At 59.9% G+C, this 22,947-nt stretch carries 19 protein-coding genes and 2 tRNA genes; 6 read left to right on the plus strand and 15 right to left on the minus strand.

Going from position 1 to position 22,947, the window contains the following annotated elements; genetic code table 11:
* Positions 1–142: 142 nt before the first annotated feature.
* Together FXN65_RS17720 and FXN65_RS17725 are read right to left on the minus strand one after the other, a co-directional pair.
* Positions 143–2,032, minus strand: a complete 1,890-nt coding sequence (locus tag FXN65_RS17720) for a UvrD-helicase domain-containing protein (RefSeq protein WP_151134835.1) — start codon at positions 2,030–2,032, stop codon at positions 143–145.
* Complete coding sequence (locus FXN65_RS17725) at positions 2,029–4,353, minus strand: ATP-dependent nuclease (protein WP_151134837.1); 2,325 nt, start codon at positions 4,351–4,353, stop codon at positions 2,029–2,031. Before FXN65_RS17725 ends, FXN65_RS17720 begins: the two co-directional genes overlap by 4 nt.
* Before the next feature lie 684 nt (positions 4,354–5,037).
* On the opposite strand from FXN65_RS17725, the gene FXN65_RS17730 reads away from it, so the two are divergent.
* A complete protein-coding gene (locus tag FXN65_RS17730) occupies positions 5,038–6,018 on the plus strand; it encodes a hypothetical protein (RefSeq protein ID WP_151134839.1) in 981 nt (326 codons plus the stop codon).
* Positions 6,019–6,488: 470 nt separating this feature from the next.
* On the opposite strand, the gene FXN65_RS17735 is transcribed toward FXN65_RS17730, so the two are convergent.
* The 10 genes from FXN65_RS17735 to FXN65_RS17780 form a co-directional block, all read right to left on the minus strand.
* A tRNA-Pro gene (locus tag FXN65_RS17735) sits at positions 6,489–6,565 on the minus strand.
* 87 nt (positions 6,566–6,652) lie between these two features.
* Positions 6,653–7,009, minus strand: coding sequence for a MerR family transcriptional regulator (locus tag FXN65_RS17740; protein ID WP_016493505.1), 357 nt, complete (start codon positions 7,007–7,009; stop codon positions 6,653–6,655).
* Positions 6,990–7,292 (minus strand): integration host factor subunit alpha, encoded by a 303-nt coding sequence (gene ihfA / locus FXN65_RS17745; protein WP_003282572.1) that lies wholly within the window; start codon positions 7,290–7,292, stop codon positions 6,990–6,992. The genes FXN65_RS17740 and ihfA overlap by 20 nt, the downstream gene beginning before the upstream one ends.
* A gap of 3 nt (positions 7,293–7,295) precedes the next feature.
* A complete protein-coding gene (pheT, locus tag FXN65_RS17750) occupies positions 7,296–9,674 on the minus strand; it encodes a phenylalanine--tRNA ligase subunit beta (protein ID WP_151134841.1) in 2,379 nt (792 codons plus the stop codon).
* A 37-nt stretch (positions 9,675–9,711) separates the two neighbouring features.
* Positions 9,712–10,728, minus strand: coding sequence for a phenylalanine--tRNA ligase subunit alpha (pheS, locus tag FXN65_RS17755; RefSeq protein WP_077526030.1), 1,017 nt, complete (start codon positions 10,726–10,728; stop codon positions 9,712–9,714).
* A 94-nt stretch (positions 10,729–10,822) separates the two neighbouring features.
* On the minus strand, positions 10,823–11,179 hold the full coding sequence (gene rplT, locus FXN65_RS17760) for a 50S ribosomal protein L20 (RefSeq protein ID WP_044874620.1): 357 nt from the start codon (positions 11,177–11,179) through the stop codon (positions 10,823–10,825).
* Positions 11,180–11,207: 28 nt separating this feature from the next.
* Positions 11,208–11,402, minus strand: a complete 195-nt coding sequence (rpmI, locus tag FXN65_RS17765; protein ID WP_016493509.1) for a 50S ribosomal protein L35 — start codon at positions 11,400–11,402, stop codon at positions 11,208–11,210.
* Between the two features lie 61 nt (positions 11,403–11,463).
* On the minus strand, positions 11,464–12,015 hold the full coding sequence (infC, locus tag FXN65_RS17770) for a translation initiation factor IF-3 (protein WP_178119442.1): 552 nt from the start codon (positions 12,013–12,015) through the stop codon (positions 11,464–11,466).
* The gene (thrS, locus tag FXN65_RS17775; RefSeq protein WP_151134845.1) at positions 12,015–13,937 is read right to left on the minus strand and encodes a threonine--tRNA ligase; all 1,923 of its coding nucleotides are present in this window, start codon (positions 13,935–13,937) and stop codon (positions 12,015–12,017) included. The genes infC and thrS overlap by 1 nt, the downstream gene beginning before the upstream one ends.
* A gap of 227 nt (positions 13,938–14,164) precedes the next feature.
* Positions 14,165–14,241 (minus strand) — tRNA-Val (locus tag FXN65_RS17780).
* Positions 14,242–14,425: 184 nt separating this feature from the next.
* Between FXN65_RS17780 and FXN65_RS17785 the strand changes: the two genes are divergently transcribed.
* Entirely contained in the window at positions 14,426–15,709 is a 1,284-nt protein-coding gene (locus FXN65_RS17785) for an NAD(P)/FAD-dependent oxidoreductase (RefSeq protein ID WP_151134847.1), read from the plus strand.
* Positions 15,710–15,768: 59 nt separating this feature from the next.
* On the opposite strand, the gene FXN65_RS17790 is transcribed toward FXN65_RS17785, so the two are convergent.
* Positions 15,769–16,437, minus strand: coding sequence for a PA2778 family cysteine peptidase (locus FXN65_RS17790; protein WP_151134849.1), 669 nt, complete (start codon positions 16,435–16,437; stop codon positions 15,769–15,771).
* A 315-nt stretch (positions 16,438–16,752) separates the two neighbouring features.
* Between FXN65_RS17790 and FXN65_RS17795 the strand changes: the two genes are divergently transcribed.
* The 4 genes from FXN65_RS17795 (at position 16,753) to FXN65_RS17810 (ending at position 19,692) form a co-directional block, all read left to right on the plus strand.
* The gene (locus FXN65_RS17795) at positions 16,753–17,022 is read left to right on the plus strand and encodes a hypothetical protein (protein ID WP_151134851.1); all 270 of its coding nucleotides are present in this window, start codon (positions 16,753–16,755) and stop codon (positions 17,020–17,022) included.
* A gap of 220 nt (positions 17,023–17,242) precedes the next feature.
* Positions 17,243–18,250 carry a GlxA family transcriptional regulator gene (locus FXN65_RS17800; protein WP_151134853.1) on the plus strand — a complete coding sequence of 336 codons (1,008 nt, stop codon included), beginning with the start codon at positions 17,243–17,245 and terminating at the stop codon, positions 18,248–18,250.
* Positions 18,251–18,260: 10 nt separating this feature from the next.
* Complete coding sequence (locus FXN65_RS17805) at positions 18,261–18,503, plus strand: DUF1272 domain-containing protein (RefSeq protein ID WP_151134855.1); 243 nt, start codon at positions 18,261–18,263, stop codon at positions 18,501–18,503.
* Between the two features lie 22 nt (positions 18,504–18,525).
* Positions 18,526–19,692, plus strand: coding sequence for an MFS transporter (locus tag FXN65_RS17810; protein ID WP_151134857.1), 1,167 nt, complete (start codon positions 18,526–18,528; stop codon positions 19,690–19,692).
* Positions 19,693–19,846: 154 nt separating this feature from the next.
* On the opposite strand, the gene nfuA is transcribed toward FXN65_RS17810, so the two are convergent.
* Positions 19,847–20,431 (minus strand): Fe-S biogenesis protein NfuA, encoded by a 585-nt coding sequence (gene nfuA, locus FXN65_RS17815; RefSeq protein WP_151134859.1) that lies wholly within the window; start codon positions 20,429–20,431, stop codon positions 19,847–19,849.
* Between the two features lie 85 nt (positions 20,432–20,516).
* Positions 20,517–22,763 (minus strand): fatty acid cis/trans isomerase, encoded by a 2,247-nt coding sequence (locus FXN65_RS17820; protein WP_244620771.1) that lies wholly within the window; start codon positions 22,761–22,763, stop codon positions 20,517–20,519.
* Positions 22,764–22,947 lie beyond the last annotated feature (184 nt).

Raw genomic sequence — 22,947 nt, forward strand, 5'->3', positions numbered from 1 at the left:
GATAGCTGTCCTCGGGGAATGCCCGCTTTCGGCCCAAAAGCCGGTCGCTCGCATCCGGGCACTTTGTCCCATCTCATACGTTCGTGGGAACGCTATGGAACAGAGTGATGGCCGCGATCGAGGCACCGGCATGCGCTTGGTTTCAGACGGCTGCGAAATTATGGATGTCTTCGGCCGGGAACAGTCCAAGACCCGCGATAGCGGCATACGCCTCCGCCGGATCGTCCGCGAAGAAAACCACAGCCAGATCTTTTCCGGCTCGCGAGCAGCATACGTACAGAAGGCGCCTTGTACGGTCGAAAGTAGTCTCGTTGCCCTCACGCAGATTGGCCCGATCGTTATCAGATGGCGGCGTAATACCGAAGAGTTTCCCGTATGAGAATTGGTTGTGGCGACCTTCCTCGTCATCGAGAACTGTTAGGACTCGGCTGAACTCGGCCCCCTTGACTCCCTGATGAGTCGCGAAGGGCGACTGTTCCTCAAGATAGGTCCGATGCCCCCAGAGTTCCCTCAACGGAGTGTGAAGTAACTTTTGCAAAGCTGCTGCATCGCCAGGCTCCGTATGTGGAACGGATGGATCGTATTCAGCCATCGCAGTTAGAAGGCGATCATCCAGCTGGAACATCCCGCCATCCCGAAGATGCCTAAGCGCCTCGAACGCAGGGACGGTAGAGATCGCGCCACATGACTCGGCGAGTGCATTTACCCGCTCATCCAGCTCCTTGAGGATCGACGGCAACGCGTTCGCGCGCAGGTGCTCGCGCTGAAGCGAAGGAGCAAAGCGACGCAACAGATTCATCGCCTCGAAGTGATCGCCAGTTCCTCTGGCCAAGACGAGCGGCATCAAAAATTTCAGGAACGGCTGTATCGACCAATGCGAGCCATCATCGAACCCGTCTTTCAACCCATCAGATGTTTTGTCGTGGAAGGCCTCATAGAGGCCTCCAAACCCCAGACGACTGGCGGCCATACGGTGCGCGATCACCAGCACTTTCACATCGGCCTCCGGCTCATCGCTGAGCCAGAGGGGATCGGCATGTCGATCAGCTAGCCACTGGCGAGCAGCGGCCAAACGCCCGCTCCTGTCATCTTTGGGAACGATAAGAAGCTTTGCTGTACCCTGAACGGGCTGTCGCTCCTCTCCAACGAGTTCAGTCTTGCCGCCTGTCTGAGCCAGACCGTCTCCACCGGCCCTGATGTTATTGATGACGTTCAGCACGGCCACAGGGCATCGGAAGTTTTCCGGCTTTTCGATGGTTTTCCACCCGGCGAGAGGCTCAATCGCGCCCGCTCCAGCTGTATAAATTTTCTGCATTGGATCGCCGATGAAGCCGAGGCAGAACTTCGAACCCAGCTCTTCCGAAATAGCCTTGAACGCCTCGACCACATCGGGAGCGGTGTCCTGGCTTTCGTCCACAAAAACGAACGGGAATCTCTGCCCAACAACCTTGGCGATGAGAGGCAGGGTGCGGATGAGTTCGGTGGACAGTCTGATTACATCATCATGCCCCAAGATCCCTTTCGGGTAGTCACTCCCAACGCCGTAGGTGAAACGGTCAACAGAGGAGATCCTCAGCTTCTGTTCACGGTAGCGTTGGATGTCGGCAGCAGCCTGAACCCGCGTCTTATCATGCGTCCGGCTCGTGAAGGCAGCGACCTTCGCCTCTGTGTCGGCGATCTTCTGATCGAGCCGGCGATCTACCCAGCTCGCGATGTCTGCTTGAAAAGGTTTTAGGGCGGCCCAGAGAAAGCTGTGGATGGTCGAAACATGGAAAAGTGGGTCGTTCCCGACGTCGCCCCATATCTCACCGACAGCAACCTCGGTGTAGGTGATGCAGGCAATCTTCTTTGCCCGTTGCCGAAGGTAGAGTCCGCGCGTTTTTCGTAGGTGATCCAGCGCCTTGATGATCGAAGTGGTTTTCCCCGAGCCCGCGCCCGAGACCATAACGAAGCCCGTCGAAGCGTCAGCATCAAGAAGATCCCGAAGCTGGATATCGGCCGGCGTATCCGGTTTGCCCGCACGGCTAGTCATTTCGTAGCCTCAACAGCGCCAGAGGCTTTGTCAGGTGCAGACTCCTTATTAGCGGTAGCATTCTCGACCGTATCGTCACCAATTGCGACATGCGTTGCGAGCCAGTCGAGGCCCTCCTGGATATAGGTGGGGACAACCCAACCCGCATCGCTGCTAGCAAGAAGTCCTAGCGCAAAGTTCGTCTTCTTGAAGCTATCGCCCTTCACCCGCTTATGGATTTTGGCCGCAAGCTCTTCGAGCGACATCGTGGACGCTTTGGCCCAGCGCAAGCCAACCTCGTGATTCTCCTTCTTTTGGCACCAAACGAGATTTTCATAGGCGAACGCCTCCTCAAGCGTACGGCTCTTGAGTTCGAGCGAGTCCGAGCCCCAAGTCGCATTTACGGGGCACTGATAGGTGACCATCACATGCGCACCGCCATCTGCTGTGGGGGCCTGAACCCTGCCGCCGACCGGCGTAGCCAGGAGATCATCAATCAATGACTTGCCTGGAAGCCATTGGACCAGAGTCTGGTTCGCCGTGATTGCGCCGGGCGTGCCAGCGGGGCATTTCGACCTCGGCTTGGGCTTTTTGTCACGTTCTGCATCTTGGTCTCCATCGTCATCATCCTCTTCTTCAGCATCTTCCAACGCTTCGGCAGCCTCGCCGTCTCCTGCTGCCGCCTCTTCTTCTCCCTTCTGCGGTGCAGGATGCACGCTGTCGAGGTCGGTCACGATCAGTGTCGGCAGTCCGAGGAACTCGATCAGCTTGCGGAATCGGAAGGCAAAAGCGCCGCCCACTTCGAGGATGCTTAGATAGGTCGCGCTGAGCTTCTTGGCGCCCTGCGCAATCATCAGCGGCAGGACGAGACGCTCAACGTTTCCTTCAACCAGGATGGCTGCATCGGCGAAGAAGAGGTCGCAATGCATCAGCTTCATGTAGCGCTGGAGAAAATCCCGGTCGGGCTCGTTCTGATCGTAAAAGACCGACAGATTGAAGACAGCTGAACTCTGCTTCGCGCCGGTCTCCGGCGAACGCCTGAAGTAGCGGATTGGTTGGAAGCCGCGCTCATAGAGGATGTGCGGCGAGTGTGTGGTGATCACAAATTGCGTCGAATAGCCATCATCCCCCGTGGGAGGAATCAACTCGGTGAGCTTGCGCACAAATGCCTGCTGGAGCTGTGCATGCATATGCGCCTCCGGCTCCTCGATGAAGATGAGGTGGATAGGCTGTCGCTTATCCTCCTCGCCTTCCTCGGTGGTGGCCCACGTCGAATGAAGGTCGAGGAGTTCAACGCCCATATAGATGAGGTTCTTGAATCCGAGCCCGTTGTAGCTATCAGGGAGCGCGAGAGCTTCGGCTTCGGAAGTCGCCTCTTCAAGGAGGTAATGAACTTTCGCTTGTTGGTCGCCCATGAGGCGCTCCAGCTTGAGTGCCGCGCGAATCTCGAGGCTAGGATTTGCTAATCCTGGATAGCCAAGCTTACGGAGCGAGTTGAATGTGTCGCTGAATACATCGGCAAAGTGCTTGGTAAGCTGGTCTTCAGAGAGCGCAAGGGCTCTCAATGCGTTGTGATCATCTTCCCGTTGTTTCTGATTGCGGGTGTAGAATCGACTCAGTCGTCTCGATAGATCCTCCGTTCTTGCCTGAGCGTTCCCATCACTTAGGTGACGCTGCGCGCTAAGGAAATCGACTTTGATCAATGAGTTGATGACGGTATGCCCGGATCTCTCGGAATCACCAATAATTTCTTTGGGCGTATAGGCCGCGTCGGTAGTTTCCGCCTTGAGCTGCGCCTCATCCAGAATGAAGTAGCGCAGACCATATTCGTTCTTCAGCTCTCGAGAGAGATAGTCTCGCATGTTGCGTGGCCAAGGCTTGTAGTCCTGCCCATCTTTTTCCTTGGTCGTCGCAAATTTGGCTGCTTCGGCCGCCTTCGCCCTGAAGTTCGCTAGTGTCTGCGCGGGATCCTTGGCCGCGAATTCAATCCGAAGTCCGACCAGGGAGCCTTCCCAGGCTGCACGAGGAAGTAGCTCGACCACTCGATAGAGATTGTCTGAGTCTACGCTGATCCAGACATCGAGGGATATAGCCGGAAATTCGACCTTCGCGCCAGCCACGCCTTCGGCGGGAAAGCTCTCAAAGTCGGCCCAGCAGTTCGCGCAAAAATCGTGAACCGTAAACTTGTCCTTACCGCCTGAAAGGAAGAGTTCAATCGCGTGAGTAGCTGAAGTCTTTCCGCTGTTATTGGCCCCAACGAAGATCGTCAGGTCATTGGCGAAATCGATGCGTGCGTCCTTCAATCTCCGGAAATTTTTGAAGGCAAGAGAATGTACATGCATGTTATTGATGCCCCCCTGGCAGCATGCGCATTGGAATTTGTACGGACTATCGCATAAGCCATTCCTAGGCACATAGCGAGCCGAAGCAGGAGTGGCATTCGATTTTGTCGCCTGTTCGCAAGGACGCCTCCGCGGAATCGAAGGCCTAAGCAGCAATCAACAGACTCAGTCATCGTCCAAAGTGGAAATCGTGGCAATGCAGGCGTCGTCACCGCTCACACTGAGAATGACATCCACCACAGATAGCGCGAGGTCCCGTCAACTTCGCTGTCGTGAAACGGTTCAGGCTGGACCATCTGACTTCCTCTTTCGGGTGAGCAATCAAGGCCCGCTTCTGGCCTATTCCGTTGAAAAACTCGGTGTGCAACAGAGCTGCTTGTTCGTAGCCTGAAAAACGTCTAGTTCGAGCGTTGCCATGTGAAATCTAAAGTAGCTCGACCACCGCAACGATTCAGATTTCAGCCTCAGCCACGTACTTTCGGCAAAGGAAGTAGTCGAGGGAGTTTTTCAACGGAATCGGCCGAGAGCGGACTGCCTCCAAGGACCGCCACCGGCAGAAGCGGTCAGGCTACTCACTAAAAAACTGTCCCTGTTTCCGTCAGGCCATGAAACGGAAAATACTTTTCTCATGCCTGAGGCACTGGTAGAACATTTTGGTGCTGCTCGCTGACTAAGGGTGATTTCATGCTACCTGCTGAAAGATGGACGTTGCGCCTCTCCGTACTGCTGCTTCAAGAAAAATCGATTTCAGGCTTGGAGTCTGAACCCACCTTTAAAGCCGGGACGGTGGAGATCACAGTGAAGCTCAAAGCTGGCCACCTGGTACTGGAGGCTCGCGACTTTGACTCCGAAGCTGCGGCGCTGGCTTACGCTCCACAATTGACGGTTGGGCTGTGGAATCTTGCTGTCGATAGAGGCATCTCTTTCGTCCCCTACTTTGAGCAGCGCCATATTACGCGGGCGGCCGATCCTGAGCAGGCGGGGAGGAACCTCAGTCAGCAGTTTGACCTCCCTTACTCAGGGCCGGTGCACGGCTTGACCGAAGAAGCCGGCGTCTCGGTGTACAGGAGTGATGAGCACATTCGGTTCCTGTCAATGAGTGGGACGATGCATACCTTGTCACCATGGCCCCTGGTAGAAAAGGCGCTAGGCGAAGGAATTCAGCTTGGTGCCGCCTCGGTGCCATTAGATTCGGATCTCGCCACCGCGCTCGATCTGTACTTAGCGCACCTTTCAGAGACCTCCATTAGGGCGCGCTTCTTGACCCTCATGATGGTGCTTGAAGTTCTATCGCCAGTGACAGAGAAGCACCCGGTTGCTGTTGCGCTACTGAATGAACTTGCAGCGACAGTGCAAACCAGGCTCGATGACATGTCCGATGAGGACACTCGCGATGCCTTACAAGCGTTAGCCAGGGAGATCGACTTTCGCAAGGAAACTTCGATTCGGCGCCGAGTGCGCAAGCTCATCTTAGATGTTGCGCCATTGCCTGTACCTGAATTGCAGGAGCTTGCGCGCGATGTGGTGCGTGCCTATGACCTGCGAGGATCTTTGATCCACACGGGTACCGTAGACGGCCTGGCCCTGGGTAACGCTTACGCGGTGGCGCTCAAGGCGACAAAGCTGATTTTGAAGGCACGCCTGCGCAATGATCGATCCGATTGACTAGGCAGAGCCGATCTGATGCTCTACGAATACGCGTATCTCCGGCCCCGCTAAGCGTGAAATTGGATCGCGCCTGCTTATTACGTAGCTGCTTTGAGTGTCTTGCTTTGGCCGATAGCTGAAATTGACCGATAGCAGAATCGCGACGCCGTAACCAGCCGCCGCAGCCCGCCCCAGCTCTTAGAGGTAAAAAGCGATCTGCGTCAGAGCAGAAGCACGAGGTGCGCATACGAAACGGAAACTGAATGCTGTGGAGATGGACAGACCCAGGACCCGCAATGAGAGCACAGAACAAAAGCTGAGCCTCCGTCCACTGGACAAAGACGGCTGAAAGCCAACCAGCCTCACGCTCGAAAGCAGCACAAAATTCCGGTGGCACAAAAAGTGGCACAAAATTCAGCGTATAGATAAAACACCCGTCCATAAAAAAATCCAGTCACCGCTAAGTGACTGGATTTTTTAGGGATTTTTGGTCGGGACGGAGTGATTCGAACACTCGACCCCTTGCACCCCATGCAAGTGCGCTACCAGGCTGCGCTACGCCCCGACGTTTTTTAGCTCGCTCCGGATCACCGGAAGCGGAGCGAACTATATCTTAAGCTTTTGAATTGTGGAAGGTTTTTTTCAAAAAAATTCACTTCCGCAACACATGGAGGACATCTTCAAGCTCAGCAATCATCTGGCGGATGAGCTGCTTGTACTGCGTGGTGTCTTCCTTGGCTTCGTCCCCGGACAGGCGCTGGCGCGCTCCGCCGATGGTAAAGCCCTGATCGTATAACAGCGCCCGGATCTGCCGGATCATCAGCACATCCTGGCGCTGGTAATAGCGCCGGTTCCCGCGCCGCTTTACCGGGTTGAGCTGGGGAAACTCCTGCTCCCAGTAACGCAGCACGTGGGGCTTGACTGCGCAGAGTTCACTAACTTCGCCAATAGTGAAGTAACGCTTGCCTGGAATGGGCGGCAACTCGTCGTTATGACTTGGTTCCAGCATAAGCTTCGACCCTGGCTTTGAGTTTCTGCCCTGGACGGAAAGTGACCACACGGCGAGCCGTGATCGGGATTTCCTCTCCTGTCTTCGGGTTCCGGCCAGGCCGCTGACGCTTGTCGCGCAGATCGAAGTTGCCGAAGCCCGACAACTTCACCTGTTCGTTGTGCTCCAGCGCCTGACGGATTTCCTCGAAGAACAGCTCCACCAGTTCCTTGGCTTCCCGTTTATTCAGGCCAAGCTCTTCATAAAGACGTTCAGCCATCTCAGCTTTCGTCAGAGCCCCCATACGCTACTTCCTTAACGTGGCATTGAACCTGTCTTCCAGCGAGGTGACGATGTTTTGCGTTGTGGTGTTCACCTCATCGTCAGTAAGAGTGCGCGATGGATGCTGCCAGGTCAAGCCGACGGCAAGGCTTTTTCTAAGCGGATCAATGCCTTTACCGTGATACACGTCAAATAGCCTGAGGTCCGTCATCCACTCGCCAGCGGCTTCACGGATGGTGGCCAGCACGGACTCTGCGGGAACCTCGCGATCCACCAGCAGCGCCAGGTCACGACGCACCTCAGGGAAGCGCGACAGCTCACTGAAGCTCGGCAGCTTGCCCTGCATCACTTCGGCCAGTACCAGTTCGAACAGGTAGACCGGCTGATCCAGGTCCAGGGCCTTGGCCAGTTCCGGGTGCAGTGCACCGAGGAAGCCAACCAGGCGCCCTTCCCTTTCGATGCGGGCGGTCTGGCCTGGATGCAGAGCCGGATGCTCACCCGGCACGAAGCTGAAGGCACCCAAGTCGCCAGCGGCGCCGAGAACTGCCTCGACATCAGCCTTGGCGTCGTAGAAGTCGACGGCGTCGCGACCGTGGGCCCAGCCTTCCGGCAGACGGAAACCACAGAGCACGCCCGCCAGCATCGGCTCCTGCTTCAGGCCTTCAAGCTGGCCAACGAAGCGCAGGCCGCTTTCGAACAGCCGAACGCGGGACTGCTGACGGTTGAGGTTGTGCTGCAGCGCGCTCACCAGGCCCGGCCACAGCGAAGAACGCATGGCAGCCATGTCAGCGGAGATGGGGTTGGCCAGCATCAGCGGCTTCACGCCCGGAGTGAACAGCTCGAACAGCTTCGGATCGATGAAGCTGTAGGTGATGGCTTCGTGGAAACCACGGGCTACCAGCAGGCGACGCAGGGCCGGCAGTTCGACAGCACCTTCGGCGCGCGCACGCGGCGCCAGGCGAGCCTGCGGGTAGCGAACCGGTAGACGGTTGTAGCCGTAGAGGCGGCCCAGCTCTTCGATCAGGTCAACTTCCAGGCTGATGTCGAAGCGATGGCTCGGCACCTCAACGCGCCACTGGCCAGCACCTTCGGCGGTGACCTTCAGGTCCAGCGCCGCAAGCAGGCGCTCGACTTCGGCGGCGTCCATTTCCATGCCCAGCATCTGGGCGATGCGATCGGTGCGCAGGGTAACCGGCGCGACTTTCGGCAGGTGGTCCTGGCTTGCCGCTTCGATGATCGGGCCGGCTTCACCGCCGACGATTTCCAGCAGCAGGCCGGTCGCGCGCTCCATGGCTTCGCGAGCCAGTTCGAAGTCGACACCACGCTCGAAGCGGTGAGACGAATCGGTGTGCAGACCATAGGAGCGAGCCTTGCCGGCAACAGCGATGGTGTCGAAGAAGGCTGCTTCCAGGAACAGGTCGCGGGTCTTGCCGCTGACGCCGCTGTGCTCGCCACCCATCACGCCGGCGATAGCCAGGGCACGGTTATGGTCGGCGATTACCAGTGTGTCGGCACGCAGGGATACTTCCTGGCCGTCCAGCAGGACGAGCTTCTCGCCCTCCTCCGCCATGCGTACGCGAATACCGCCGTTGATTTCGGCGAGGTCGAAGGCGTGCATCGGCTGGCCAAGTTCGAGCATCACATAGTTGGTGATGTCGACGGCGGCATCGATGGAGCGCACTTCGGAGCGACGCAGGCGCTCGACCATCCACAACGGGGTCGGGCGGGACAGGTCGACATTGCGAATCACGCGGCCGAGGTAGCGCGGGCAGGCACCCGGAGCGGTCACTTCAACCGGGCGTACTTCGTCGTGAGCCGGCGCAACGGCGGCGACTTGCGGGCGGGTGACCGGAGCGGCGTAGAGCGCTCCCACTTCGCGAGCCAAGCCGGACAGGCTCAGGCAGTCACCACGGTTGGGGGTCAGGCCCAGTTCGATGATCACGTCATCCAGACCCAAATAGGCACGGATGTCCTGACCGACCGGAGCGTCAGACGCCAGCTCCATCAGGCCATCATTGTCATCGCTGATCTGCAGTTCGGAAGCCGAGCACAGCATGCCGTTGGACTCGACGCCACGCAGCTTGGCCTTCTTGATCTTGAAGTCACCCGGCAGTTCGGCACCGATCATGGCGAACGGGATCTTCAGACCGGGGCGCACGTTGGGAGCACCGCATACGACCTGCAGGGTCTCGCTGCCATTGCTCACCTGGCAGACGCGCAGCTTGTCGGCGTCCGGGTGTTGTTCGGTGCTCAGCACCTCACCCACGACCACGCCGCTGAAGGCGCCCGCTACCGGAGTAACGCTGTCGACTTCGAGGCCGGCCATGGACAGACGAGCCACCAGCTCGTCACGGGATACCTGCGGGCTTACCCAGCTCCGCAGCCATTGTTCACTGAATTTCATCCTGCTCTCCTAAGGGATTCGTTTCGGACACTGCGACCTAGCGGAATTGCGCGAGGAAGCGCAGGTCGTTGTCGAAGAACAGGCGCAAGTCATTGACGCCATAACGCAGCATGGCCAAGCGCTCCACGCCCATGCCGAAGGCGAAGCCCTGATATTTCTCCGGATCGATGCCGGACATGCGCAGCACGTTCGGGTGAACCATGCCGCACCCCATCACTTCCAGCCAGCCGGTCTGCTTGCACACGCGGCAACCCTTGCCGGAGCACATCACGCACTGCATGTCGACTTCGGCCGATGGCTCGGTGAAGGGGAAGAAGGAGGGACGGAAACGCACGCCGAGGTCCTTCTCGAAGAACACGCGCAGGAATTCTTCGATGGTACCCTTGAGGTCGGCAAAGCTGATGCCTTCGTCCACCAGCAGGCCTTCGACCTGGTGGAACATCGGCGAGTGGGTGATATCCGAGTCGCAGCGGTATACGCGGCCGGGGCAGACGATGCGGATCGGCGGCTGCTGCGACTCCATGGTGCGCACCTGTACCGGGGAGGTGTGGGTACGCAGCAGCATGTTCGCGTTGAAGTAGAAGGTGTCATGCATTGCCCGGGCAGGGTGGTGGCCGGGAATGTTGAGCGCTTCGAAGTTGTGGTAGTCGTCTTCGACTTCGGGGCCTTCGGCAATGCCGTAGCCAATCCGAGTGAAGAACTGTTCGACGCGCTCGAGAGTGCGGGTTACCGGATGCAGGCCACCGGAGGCCTGGCCACGCCCCGGCAGGGTCACGTCGATACGCTCGGCCGCGAGCTTGGCGGTCAGGGCAGCCTGCTCAAGCGACTCTTTGCGGGTATTCAAGGCGTCCTGAACGCGCTCCTTGGCGGCGTTGATCAGGGCGCCGACCTTGGGACGCTCTTCAGCCGGCAGGTCGCCCAGGGTCTTCATCACCTGGGTCAGTTCGCCTTTCTTGCCAAGGTAGTGAACGCGAATCTGCTCCAGGGCATTCACGTCTTCGGTTTGTTGCACGGCCTCAAGCGCTTGCGAGACCAGCGCATCCAGATTTTCCATTTACTGACTCCAGATACGAAATAGGGGAAGAGCACAAGGCCCTTCCCCTATCGGTGACGTTCAGCACCGGGCGAACCCGGTGATTGTCGGGGACTTAAGCCAGAACGGCCTTAGCTTTCTCGACAATCGCAGCAAACGCCGCTTTTTCGTTCACTGCCAGGTCGGCCAGAACCTTACGGTCGATCTCGATGGCTGCTTTTTTCAGGCCAGCGATCAGACGGCTGTAGGACAGACCGTTCTGACGAGCACCAGCGTTGATACGAGCGATCCACAGAGCGCGGAACTGACGCTTGCGCTGACGACGGTCACGGTAGGCGTATTGGCCAGCCTTGATCACCGCCTGCTTGGCAACGCGGAACACGCGGCTGCGTGCGCCGTAGTAGCCTTTGGCGAGTTTCAGAATTTTCTTGTGACGAGCACGAGCGATGACGCCACGCTTAACACGAGCCATGAGTAATTTCCTCTAGAATCTTGACCGATTAACGAACGCGCAGCATGCGCTCTACTTTACGTACGTCAGACGGGTGCACCAAGGTGCAGCCGCGCAGCTGACGCTTACGCTTGGTAGTCATCTTGGTCAGGATGTGGCTCTTGAAAGCGTGCTTGTGCTTGAAGCCGGAAGCGGTCTTCTTGAAGCGCTTCGCAGCACCGCTCTTGGTTTTCATCTTTGGCATGTTCGGATACTCCGCATTCAATCAATAAACATAACCGCAAGGCCTGCCAGTGCCCTGGGGGTTATTTTCGCTTTTTGGGAGCGATGACCATCATCAGCTGGCGTCCTTCCAGCTTGGGATGCTGTTCTACGGTGCCGAATTCGGCGAGGTCGGCTTCGACCCGCTTCAACAGCTCCATACCCAGCTCCTGGTGGGCCATCTCACGGCCGCGGAATCGCAGGGATACCTTGGCCTTGTCCCCATCACTAAGGAAACGTACCAGGTTGCGTAGTTTTACCTGGTAATCCCCTTCTTCCGTCCCTGGACGAAACTTGATTTCTTTAATCTGCTGCTGATGCTGGTTCTTCTTCGCCGCAGCGGCCTGCTTCTTCTTCTCGAAGAGGTGCTTGCCGTAATCCATGATCCGGCAAACAGGCGGCACGGCATCGGCAGAGATCTCTACCAGATCCAGCTTCGCTTCTTCAGCAGCGCGAAGCGCTTCATCAATCGAGACGACGCCAATCTGCTGGCCGTCAGCACCAATCAACCGCACCTCGCGAGCCGTAATGTTCTCGTTGATCGGGGCTTTCGGTTGAGTCCGCTTGTCCTGTCTCATTTCACGCTTAATAGTGATTACTCCAATTCTTGGCGACCACGCCGGGAAACCGCTTGTGCGAGCAATTCAGAGAAGCTTTCGAAGGGCATGGAACCCAGATCGACACCCTCACGGGTGCGCACAGCAACGGATCGAGTCTCAACCTCCCGGTCTCCAATAACCAAGAGATAGGGAACCTTGAGCAAAGTATGCTCGCGGATTTTAAAGCCGATTTTTTCGTTTCTCAAGTCGGACTTGGCACGGAAACCGCTTTCGTTGAGAGCCTTCTCCACCTCGACGGCAAAATCGGCCTGTTTATCGGTGATGTTCATGATCACCGCCTGGGTCGGCGCCAGCCAGGCCGGGAACGATCCAGCGTAGTGCTCAATCAGCATTCCGATGAAGCGCTCGAAGGAACCGAGAATCGCGCGATGCAGCATCACCGGGCGCTTACGGTTGTTATCTTCGGCGATATAGCTGGCATCCAGACGCTCCGGCAGGTTCGGATCGTACTGCAGGGTGCCGCACTGCCAGCTACGACCGAGGCAGTCTTTCAGGGTGAACTCGATCTTCGGACCGTAGAAAGCCCCCTCGCCCGGCTGGTATTCCCAGGACAGGCCGGACTCGTTCAGCGCATCAGCCAGGGCGCCTTCAGCGCGATCCCACAGCTCGTCGGAACCTACACGCTTGGCCGGACGAGTGGACAGCTTCATGGAAATGTCAGCGAAGCCGAAGTCCTGGTAGACCTGAAGGGTCAGCTTGATGAAATCGGCCGCTTCCTTCTTCACCTGATCTTCGGTGCAGAAGATGTGGGCGTCGTCCTGGGTGAAGCCACGTACACGCATGATGCCGTGCAGCGCGCCGGACGGCTCGTTACGGTGGCAGGCACCAAACTCGGCCAGGCGCAGAGGCAGGTCGCGGTAGGACTTCAGGCCCTGATTGAAGATCTGCACGTGGCACGGGCAGTTCATCGGCTTGACCGCGTAGTCGCGACTTTCCGACGAAGTGGTGAACATGTTTTCCGCGTAGTTGGACCAGTGACCCGAACGCTCCCAAAGGATACGATCGACCACCTGCGGGGTTCGCACCTCCACATAACCGTGGTCGCGCTGCACCTTGCGCATGTACTGCTCCAGCACCTGGTAGACAGTCCAGCCAGCCGGATGCCAGAACACCATGCCGGGCGCCTCTTCCTGCAGATGGAAAAGGTCCAGTTGCTTGCCGATGCGGCGGTGGTCGCGCTTTTCAGCTTCTTCGATGCGCTGGATATAGGCAGCCAGCTGCTTCTTGTCGGCCCAGGCAGTGCCATAGATTCGCTGTAACTGCTCGTTCTTCGAGTCGCCACGCCAGTACGCACCGGAAATCTTGGTCAGCTTGAAGGCTTTCAGAAAGCGGGTGTTCGGCACGTGCGGGCCGCGACACATGTCCACGTACTCCTCATGGAAGTACAGGCCCATGGCCGTCTCGTCCGGCATGTCGTCGATCAGGCGCAGCTTGTATTCCTCGCCGCGAGCCTTGAACAGCTCGATGACCTCGGCACGCGGAGTCATCTTCTTGATGACGTCGTAGTCCTTGTCGATCAGCTCGGCCATGCGTTTCTCGATAGCCGCCATGTCTTCGGGAGTGAAGGGGCGCTCGAAAGCTATGTCGTAATAGAAGCCTTCCTCGATCACCGGACCAATCACCATCCTGGCAGTCGGATAGAGCTGCTTGACGGCGTGACCAACCAGGTGTGCGCAGGAGTGGCGGATGATCTCCAGACCCTCCTCGTCCTTCGGCGTGATGATTTGCAGGGTCGCGTCGGTTTCGATCAGATCGCAGGCATCCACCTGCTTGCCGTTGACCTTGCCGGCCAGGGTTGCCTTGGCCAGGCCCGCACCAATGGACTGGGCCACCTCGAGCACGGAAACGGGATTATCGAAAGTACGCTGACTGCCGTCAGGAAGAGTGATGATGGGCATGGCGCCTCCTCTCCTAGTGGTGACCTCTACCAAAGGCCACATGGGTTGGGATGAGCCAGTACGCGATTCGGTGGTATGCCTGCCATACGGTGGCAGGAGCCTTGCAGCCAACCATGGCCGAACCAGAGTCACTGGAGGTAATGAAGAGCGGGATGCTTGCAGAAACCCGGAGCCCCGACAAGCGCCCAATAAAAAAGGGCCACCTGAGTGACCCTTTTTATCGAATTTGGTAGGCACAATTGGACTCGAACCAACGACCCCCACCATGTCAAGGTGGTGCTCTAACCAACTGAGCTATGTGCCTTCGATGGGTGCGCATTCTACGGACTAACTTTTCCCTGTCAACATCTTTTTTCGCTAACTCTCTGAAAAAGTGGATTTTTTACTGTTCATCGCCTCGTTGAATATTTTGCACAGAGGCTAGCCGACCCGTTTCAAGTCAGGTAGGATCACCACATCTGTAAAAAATAAAAAACAGAGATTCCATTATGACGCACACTCCCTACCCCCAGTCCTATTACGCGTTCTCGGCCAACCCGGTGCCGGCACGCCCCGAACTGCAAGGTGAGACCGAAACCGACGTCTGCATCATCGGTGCAGGCTATACCGGCCTCTCTACCGCCCTCTTCCTTCTGGAGAACGGTTTCAAGGTCACCGTCCTTGAAGCTGCGAAGGTGGGCTTCGGCGCGTCCGGTCGTAACGGCGGCCAGATCGTCAACAGCTACAGTCGCGACATCGATGCTATCGAGCGCACCGCTAACCCGAAGAATGCCAAGCTGATGGCCGACATGGCCTTCGAAGGCGGCCGCATCATTCGCGACCGCATTCAGAAGTACAACATCCAGTGCGACCTGAAGGATGGCGGCGTGTTCGCAGCCTTCACCAAGAAGCAGATGGGTCACCTGGAAGCTCAGAAGAAGCTCTGGGAACGCTTCGGCCACAACCAGCTGGAACTGCTGGACGCCAAGCGCATCCGTGAAGTCGCCGCCACCGACAACTATATCGGCGGCATGCTGGACATGAGCGGCGGTCACATCCATCCGCTCAACCTGGCCCTGGGCGAAGCTGCGGCTGTCGAATCCCTCGGCGGCGTGATCCACGAGCAGAGCCCCGCGACTCGTATCGAGCGCGGCGCCAACCCGGTGGTGCATACTCCGAAAGGCCGCGTTAAGGCCAAGTTCGTGGTTGTGGCCGGCAACGCCTACCTGGGCAACCTGGTTCCTGAGCTGGCCAGCAAATCCATGCCGTGCGGTACCCAGGTGATCACCACCGAGCCGCTGTCGGATGAACTGGCCAAAACCCTGCTGCCGCAGGACTACTGCGTCGAGGACTGCAACTACCTGCTGGACTACTACCGTCTCTCCGGCGATAAGCGCCTGATCTACGGCGGTGGCGTGGTCTACGGTGCCCGCGACCCGGCGAACATCGAAGCCATCATCCGTCCGAAGATGCTGAAGACCTTCCCGCAGCTGAAGAACGTGAAGATCGACTTCGCCTGGACCGGCAACTTCCTGCTGACCCTGTCCCGCCTACCCCAGGTCGGCCGGATCGGCGACAACATCTACTACTCCCAGGGCTGCAGCGGCCACGGCGTGACCTACACCCACATCGCGGGCAAGGTGATCGCCGAAACCCTGCGCGGCCAGGCCGAGCGCTTCGACGCCTTCGCCAGCCTGCCGCACTACCCCTTCCCGGGTGGTCGCATGTTCCGCGTGCCTTTCACTGCGATGGGCGCCTGGTACTACACCATGCGCGACAAGCTGGGCGTCTGATCCGCCCGCAACGAAAACGGCGCCCAAGGGCGCCGTTTTTCATTTCACGAATAATCTGCTCAAGGCATCTGCAGGCGTGCCATCTTTGCAGCGTTGACCTGGCCCGCCGCCGCGAGTTCATCCGCTGCCTTCAGCCAGCGCGCCCGCTCCACCGACGCCGGCAGCTGATTCGGCGCCTGCACCAGCACCGCCCAATTACCCGCCTCCGCCCAGTCCGCCTCGAACTCCCTGAAGCTCATCACAGCGCGGCGTTCATGGCCTTGGCGCAGCAGCACCTGCTGATTGGTCCGGTCGTAGCCCACCAGCAATGCGTAACGCCACGAGGGCATCCAGCCGAAACCTTCACGCAGGTGCACCAGCACCGGATTGCCCGCGGCTACCTGCTCAAGCAGATCATCCAGACGGTTGCCCAGCGGATAGACGATCAGGCCGTGCTGGCGCGCAGTCGCCGCCAGCCCTTCGCGCAGGGATGCCTCCTTCTGCGGCAGCTGCAATTCCTTCTCGACCGTGCCTGGCGTCACCTCATCCCCCTGCTGGGTCAGAAGGGCAGCCATGGAAGCCGGCGCGCTCTGGTAGGCGTTCTGAGCAAAGAATGGGACGCCACTCAGCTCGACCCGCTCAGGCCCCGCCCTTAGCTTCGACGACAGCGGCTGGGCGGCACAACCGGCCAGCACGGCAACGCAAGCGGCAACAAGGACAGGACGGAACAGGCGGTTCAGGACGGGCACGGCAACACTCGCTGTAGGCAACCTCGAATGGCTGCCGATGATACTGGCAGGAACCCGGGCGGTACATCACGCGCCCTTCAGGATGCGATCCGGAACAATGCCGGATGCGCTCTGTATACCCATTGCAGCGTGCAAAATGCACAACGGCGGGTACAAAAACCGCTTACCCATTCATTTGCGCGACAAAAAGTTAGTTTTTCACGACTTGCTGTGACTTCTCGGTCAGGTCTCGCCATCCACATTCACGACGGTGTAACAAAGGGCTGAAGCCGCGCCGTCACCTTCATTGGGCACAATATGGAGAGACCCGCTTCCATGAACACTCCGCTGCGTTTCAACGAAGCACTGATCATCACTGGCCGTGCATTCAAACCCTTTCAGTGCGTTGCCTGGGCCCTGCAAGACGGCACCGGTGAACTCAGCATCAGCGTGATCGACCGTACCAATACCCGTCTGCTCGGTCGTTCGAAGATTCCCTGCAGCACCTATTCCGACCCGGAGCAACTGGCAAGCATCCTCAAGCAGTCCCGCGAGGAGCTGAGCCGCAAGGGCTACGATCTCGAGCCCTGGACAATGCCGGAGTAAGACTCCTGCGCCGATGCCCAATGCGCGGCGGGCAGGCCTCCCTGCCCGCCCCGGCTGCATTTTCCCTCCCGCTTTCCCCCTCTTCTCGATCCCGCGCTGAATCCGACCTCTCCGGCAGGTGATGGATTTCGCCAGCCTTGGCGAGATCTGTGGGCTTCTTGTCATTGTTGCCACCCGCCGTTCGCTGCAGACTGACGTCATCTCTCCTCCCGAGGTCGTCATGGAACCGATTCGCCATATCGCCTGCCTCGCCTTCGCCGAAGTCATGAGCCTGGATGTCACCGGCCCGCTGCAGGTATTCGCCTCGGCCAATGTCGAACGCCAGCGTCAGGGGCTGCCGCCTTGCTACGTGCTGCACCTGCTCGGCCCTGAAGCGGGGCCGGTGAAGACCTCCGCCGGCTTCGCCCTGGTGGCCGAGCAGGCTTGGCGCGAAATTGACCTGGCCAGCCTGGACACCCTGCTGATTCCCGGCGGGATGGAGATGAAGCAGCTTTGCGAGGACACGGCCTTGCTGGATTGGCTGCGCCAGGCAGAGCCCCGGGTACGACGCCTGGGCTCCATCTGTTCGGGCGCACTGGTCCTCGCAGCGGCCGGATTGCTGGACGGTCGCACGGCCACGACGCACTGGTCGGACGTGGAGGCCCTGAGCTGCCATGCCGCGGTGGAGGTGCAAGGAGACCGCCTGCACACCTACGACCCGCAAGGCCGGGATGGCGACGCACACGTGTTCACATCCGCCGGCGTCACCGCAGGCATCGACCTGGCGCTCGCCCTGGTTGAGGCTGACCTCGGCCGCCCGATGGCGCTGGCCGTGGCTCGCCGGCTGGTGCTGTTCCTGCGTCGCCCTGGCGGCCAGGCGCAGTTCAGCGCCCTGCTCACGCCGGAACCCAGTCGTACACCCAGGTTGGCCGCGCTGCTGGAGTGGATCCCGGCCAACCTCGGTGGTGACCTGTCTCTCGAAGCGCTAGCGGCTCAGGCGAAGATGGCGCCACGCAGCCTGTCGCGCACCTTTTCCCAGGAGTTGGGTGTAGGCCCCGGCAAGTATGTCGAACGCATCCGTCTCGAGGCGGCTCGCACCCTGCTGCAGGACGCCCAGGCTTCCATCGCCACAGTGGCGCGCCTGACCGGTTTCGGTCACCCGGAAAACCTGCGTCGCACCTTTCACAAGCACCTGTCCGTGAGTCCGCAGGAGTACGCGGAACGTTTCGGACGCCCGACCTTCGACTGAGGACTTCGCCATGCTCGAACTGCGCCCCAACTGCGAATGCTGCGACAAGAATCTTCCCCCGGAGTCCACCGAGGCGCTGATCTGCTCGTTCGAATGCACCTTTTGCCGTGACTGTGCCGATCAGCGCCTGCACGGCACCTGCCCCAACTGCGGAGGCGAGCTGGTTCGGCGGCCAGTCCGCCCCGCAACCAGGCTGGCCAGGCATCCCGCGTCCACGCAGCGCGTCCTGAAGCCCGCCGGCTGCCCGACCTGAACCTCCCGCCCAAGGAAGAACCATGCTGCTGAACAACCCCAGCATTCGGCTGCTATTCGCCGGCCAGGCGCTCTACTGGAGCTGCTCGATGATCGGCATCACGCTCACCTCTCTGGTGGGCCTGCAACTGGCGCCGCTCAACGTCCTGGCAACCCTGCCGCTAGCGCTGCTGGTCCTCGGCAACCTGCTGGCCGTGCAACCCTTGTCGCTGTTCATGCAGCGCCACGGTCGCCGCCCCGGCCTGATGCTCGGCGCCGCGTGCGGTGTGGTGGGCGGGCTCCTCAGTGCACTGGGCGTGTGGCTGGGGAGTTTCGTTCTGTTCTGCCTGGGCGCCCTGCCCATCGGTGGTTATCAGGCTTCAGCCATGTACTACCGCTTCGCAGCCCTGGAAGCAGTGGAAGAAACACAGAAGGGCCGAGCGACCGCCTACGTGATTGGCGGCGGCGTTTGTGCAGCCCTGATCACCCCGAGCCTGTCCCTCTGGTCGCGCTCTGCGCTGGATGCCCCCTTTGTGGGCGCCTACCTGCTGATCGCGGTTCTGGCGCTGGTCGGCCTGCTGCTGATGTCGCGCCTGCGCGAAGGCGAAGCACCGCGCCCGCCCAAGGCTGGCTGGGCCGAAGCCCGCGCCCTGCTCTCCCGCCCACTGGTGCGTGCTGCACTGGCCACCACCGCCATCGGCCATGGCCTGATGGTGTTGGTGATGAATGCCACACCGCTGGCGATGAACTTCTGCGGCCATTCCCTGGAATCCAGCACCGAGGTGATCCGCTGGCACATGCTTGGCATGTTCCTCCCCGCTTTCGTCGCCGGCCCACTGGTGGATCGCCTGGGTAGCCGACGTATCGCCCTGCTCGGCGGAGTTGTCCTGCTGGGCAGCGCCACGGCGGCTCTTTCCGGATTGGGCCAGGCCCACTTCCTGGTCAGTTCCTTCCTCCTCGGCGTCGGCTGGAACCTGATGCTGGTGGCGGGCACTACGCTGCTGGGCGAAGGCCACAGCGTCGAAGAGCGCGGCCAGGCACAGGGGTTGATGGAGCTGGGTAATGGCCTGGTGGCGGCGTGCGCGTCCTTCACGTCCGGAGCGCTGATCAGTGGGATCGGTTGGGATGCGGTAAACCTGGGCATGCTGCCCCTGCTGGCAGTCGCCCTGCTGATGCTCTTGCCGGTGCGGCGCAGGCTGGCAGCAGGCTGAATGGCACTGCGCTCCAGCGGAACGCCGCCCGCCACATCCACGGACGAATCCTGAAAGTTCTTGTGGGAGCGAATTCATTCGCGAATGAATTCGCCCCCACAAACAGGCATGAAAAAGGCGACCCGGAGGTCGCCTTTCTCGTTCTGATCGCACCTTAGTAGTAGGCGTTTTCGCGATTGCTGTGGTCGGTGACGTCACGCACGCCCTTGAGCTCGGGGATACGCTCCATCAGGGTTTTCTCGACGCCATCCTTCAGGGTCATGTCGACCATGCCGCAGCCCTGGCAGCCGCCGCCGAAACGCAGCACGGCAATGCCTTCCTCGACCACGTCCACCAGGCTCACCTGGCCGCCGTGGCTGGCGAGGCCGGGGTTGATCTCGGTCTGCAGGTAGTAGTTGATGCGCTCATTGAGCGGGCTGTCTTCATTGACCATCGGCACCTTGGCATTCGGCGCCTTGATGGTCAGCTGGCCACCCATGCGATCGGTGGCGTAGTCCACGATGGCGTCTTCCAGGAAAGGCTCGCTGATGCCGTCGATCCAGGCGGTGAATGCGGCCAGAGCCAGGGCGCTGTCTTCCGGTTTCTGCTCGCCCGGCTTGCAATAGGCGATGCAGGTTTCGGCGTACTGGGTGCCCGGCTGGGTGATGAAGACTCGAATGCCGATGCCCGGGGTGTTCTGCTTCTCGAGCAGGTCAGCCAGATAATCCTGGGCAGCTTGGGTAATGGTGATGGCGCTCATGGCAACTCCTCGCAAACATGGGCGCAGTGTACGCCAAAGGGGAACAGGGGTTAAAGCCCTACCAAATTGGTAGGAATTATTCTCGTCAGAGATTCTGGTACCGATTCATATCCAGCTCTCCCGCCTCCGCCGGCTCGGTTTCGCGGATGAAAGCCGCCAGGTCATGGAAGTAGGACCAGAATTCCGGGTGGGTTCGACGGATGCCCCAGCGCTCCACCACCTGGTGGAAGGCTGCACCATCCTTCGCCTTTTCCAGGGCGGACACGAAGGCATCCACCTCACCCGCCTTGAGGTTGAAGATGAAGTTCGGATAGCTGGAGAGCACGCCGGGGTACAACGTCAGGGTGTCCAGCCCCGGCTGGTAGCGCAGTTCCTCGCCGAGCATGAAGGCCACGTTGCTGTGCGCACGGTTGCGCAGCAGGCTGTAGATCTCGCGGCGCCCATCGGACGTTTCGACCCGCAGCAGCGTCGCCTCCGGCAGTTGCTCGATTACCTTGAGCCCCGCAGCTGGCCGGCTCACCAGGCGGCTGAGCACCTGCTCCACATCCTGCACCTCGCGTGCGACACCCGGCCGGAAGCAACGGCCATCGCTGCAGCGGTTGATGGGGTCGGGCCTGACGTTGATACCGGCGTAGCGCGACAGCAGTTCCTGGGCGAAAGCACGCTTGGGGTCCTTTTCAGGCAAGGCGAGAGCGCTTGGGGTGTCCTTGTCGATGCTCTGGTAGTCCAGCCACATTTTCACCTTGCCGCTCTTCTGGTACCAGTCACCTAGCAGCGCCGCCCGGGACTCCGCGGGCATCAGGCGGAGGAAGTTCACCTCGGCGCCGTTGCGGATCAGGTCGAAATACAGCCGCGTCTGCGCCTGGTGCGACACATTGCCGAACACGTCGAAGTTGACCACCAACTGGTAGTAGGTGCGCTCGAATAGCGGATAGTCCATCCACCAGAGGGTCTGCGGGACTTCGCCGATCAGCCCCTTGCGTACCGAGGCGCTGTCGTACTGGCGGAAGATCGACAGCAGCGCGTTGTCGTTACCGGTCCAGATATGCGACCAACTTGGCACCGGTGCCTCCGCATAAGCCGCCATGCGCAGCGCTTCGTACTCGTTGCGCTTGTCGCGGTAGCTGCGCCACAACCCCAGCAGGTCACCGATCTCGTCGAACTGTCCCGGCATCGCCAGCAGCGGCGTTGCCTGCTCACGGTACTCAGGGTCGGTGATGTACAGGTCATGGGCCGGGGCCTGGAACAGTGCCCAGAAGTTGTCACGGATCACATCAGTGGCGATCTGGCCACGGCAGACGGGACCGCGGATGAAAGTCCGCACGAAGTACTCGGCGTTATCCAGCATGAACTGGTAGCGCGCCTGCGCCGGGATGGCCTGGAAGGTCTCGAACGGGTTGGCACGGCGCTGGGCGCCATAGCCAGGCACCTGGTCGGCGACCCAGTCGCCACTGAAGAACAGCTCCTTGACCCGCGCCATCTTCGCCGCGCTCAACGCATAGGTGATGTGGGTCTTGTGCACGATCACGCCCTGGATCGGCCAGAGCCGGTAGTAGAAGTTGTTACCCGGATCCTCGTTGGGACGGCGAGTGGCAATGGGGTCAATTGGCTGACCGCTGGGCGTACGCGACCGCACCAGCTGGAAGAAGTGCCCCGGCTCACCGCCCTCGAAATACAGGTGCGCGAGGAACAAGTGCTCGAACAGCCAACGCCCTACCAGCACCTCACGGGCGCCCGGCGCATTGAGCAGGTTTTCCCAATCGGCCACCTGGCGCGTTTCAGCGGCGCTGGGTTGCACGGCCTGTTCCTCGACCGGGGCGCCCTGGGCCAGCCAGCGTTGCAGGGTCTGGTATTCCGCGTCGCTGAGGCCGGTAACGGCGAACGGCATGCCGGCACGGGCGTGCTTGCGGGCGTAGTCGTCGAACTCCTCGGGCAGGGGACACTGGTTCTGGCGATTGATGCTGATATCGAGGTCGGCTGGCAGCCTGGCATTGGGTACCGGCGGATTCGATCGGCCCAGCTCCAGCATCCGAGCCATCAGCGCGGCCTGGGCGCCATTGGCGTCGAGCACGGAATGAAAGCCCTTGCGCTGCCAGGCGTCGGCGCCACGCGCGTCGAAGTAAAGGCGAGTGGTTTCCTGCGCCTTGGTGCGGCCTCCGTCGTACACCGGCAACTTGTTGGCACCCCGCGCGGCCCCCTCGGCACTGCCCAGGTTGAGCTGGCAAGGCGAGTCGTAACAGGCATGGCAGGCCACGCACTTCTGCGTGAAGATCGGCTGTACGTCGCGGCTGTAGGACAAGTCCTCAGCTACCGTCGGGCGCATCCACAGCATGAACAGGACAAACAACGAAGCAAGGGTACGCAGCGACATGACTCGTTCCATGAGGAGTGAATAGGCGGATTCTAGTGGCTTGCGGCATGGGACGGCGAATCGGCCCCGGCACCAACATGAACGAAATTCATGGAAATGGCGGACAAGCTAAAAATTACTAAGGTTTTGCTATCATCCTCGCCTT

This window comes from Pseudomonas lalkuanensis, from assembly GCF_008807375.1.
Lineage (GTDB): Bacteria > Pseudomonadota > Gammaproteobacteria > Pseudomonadales > Pseudomonadaceae > Metapseudomonas > Metapseudomonas lalkuanensis.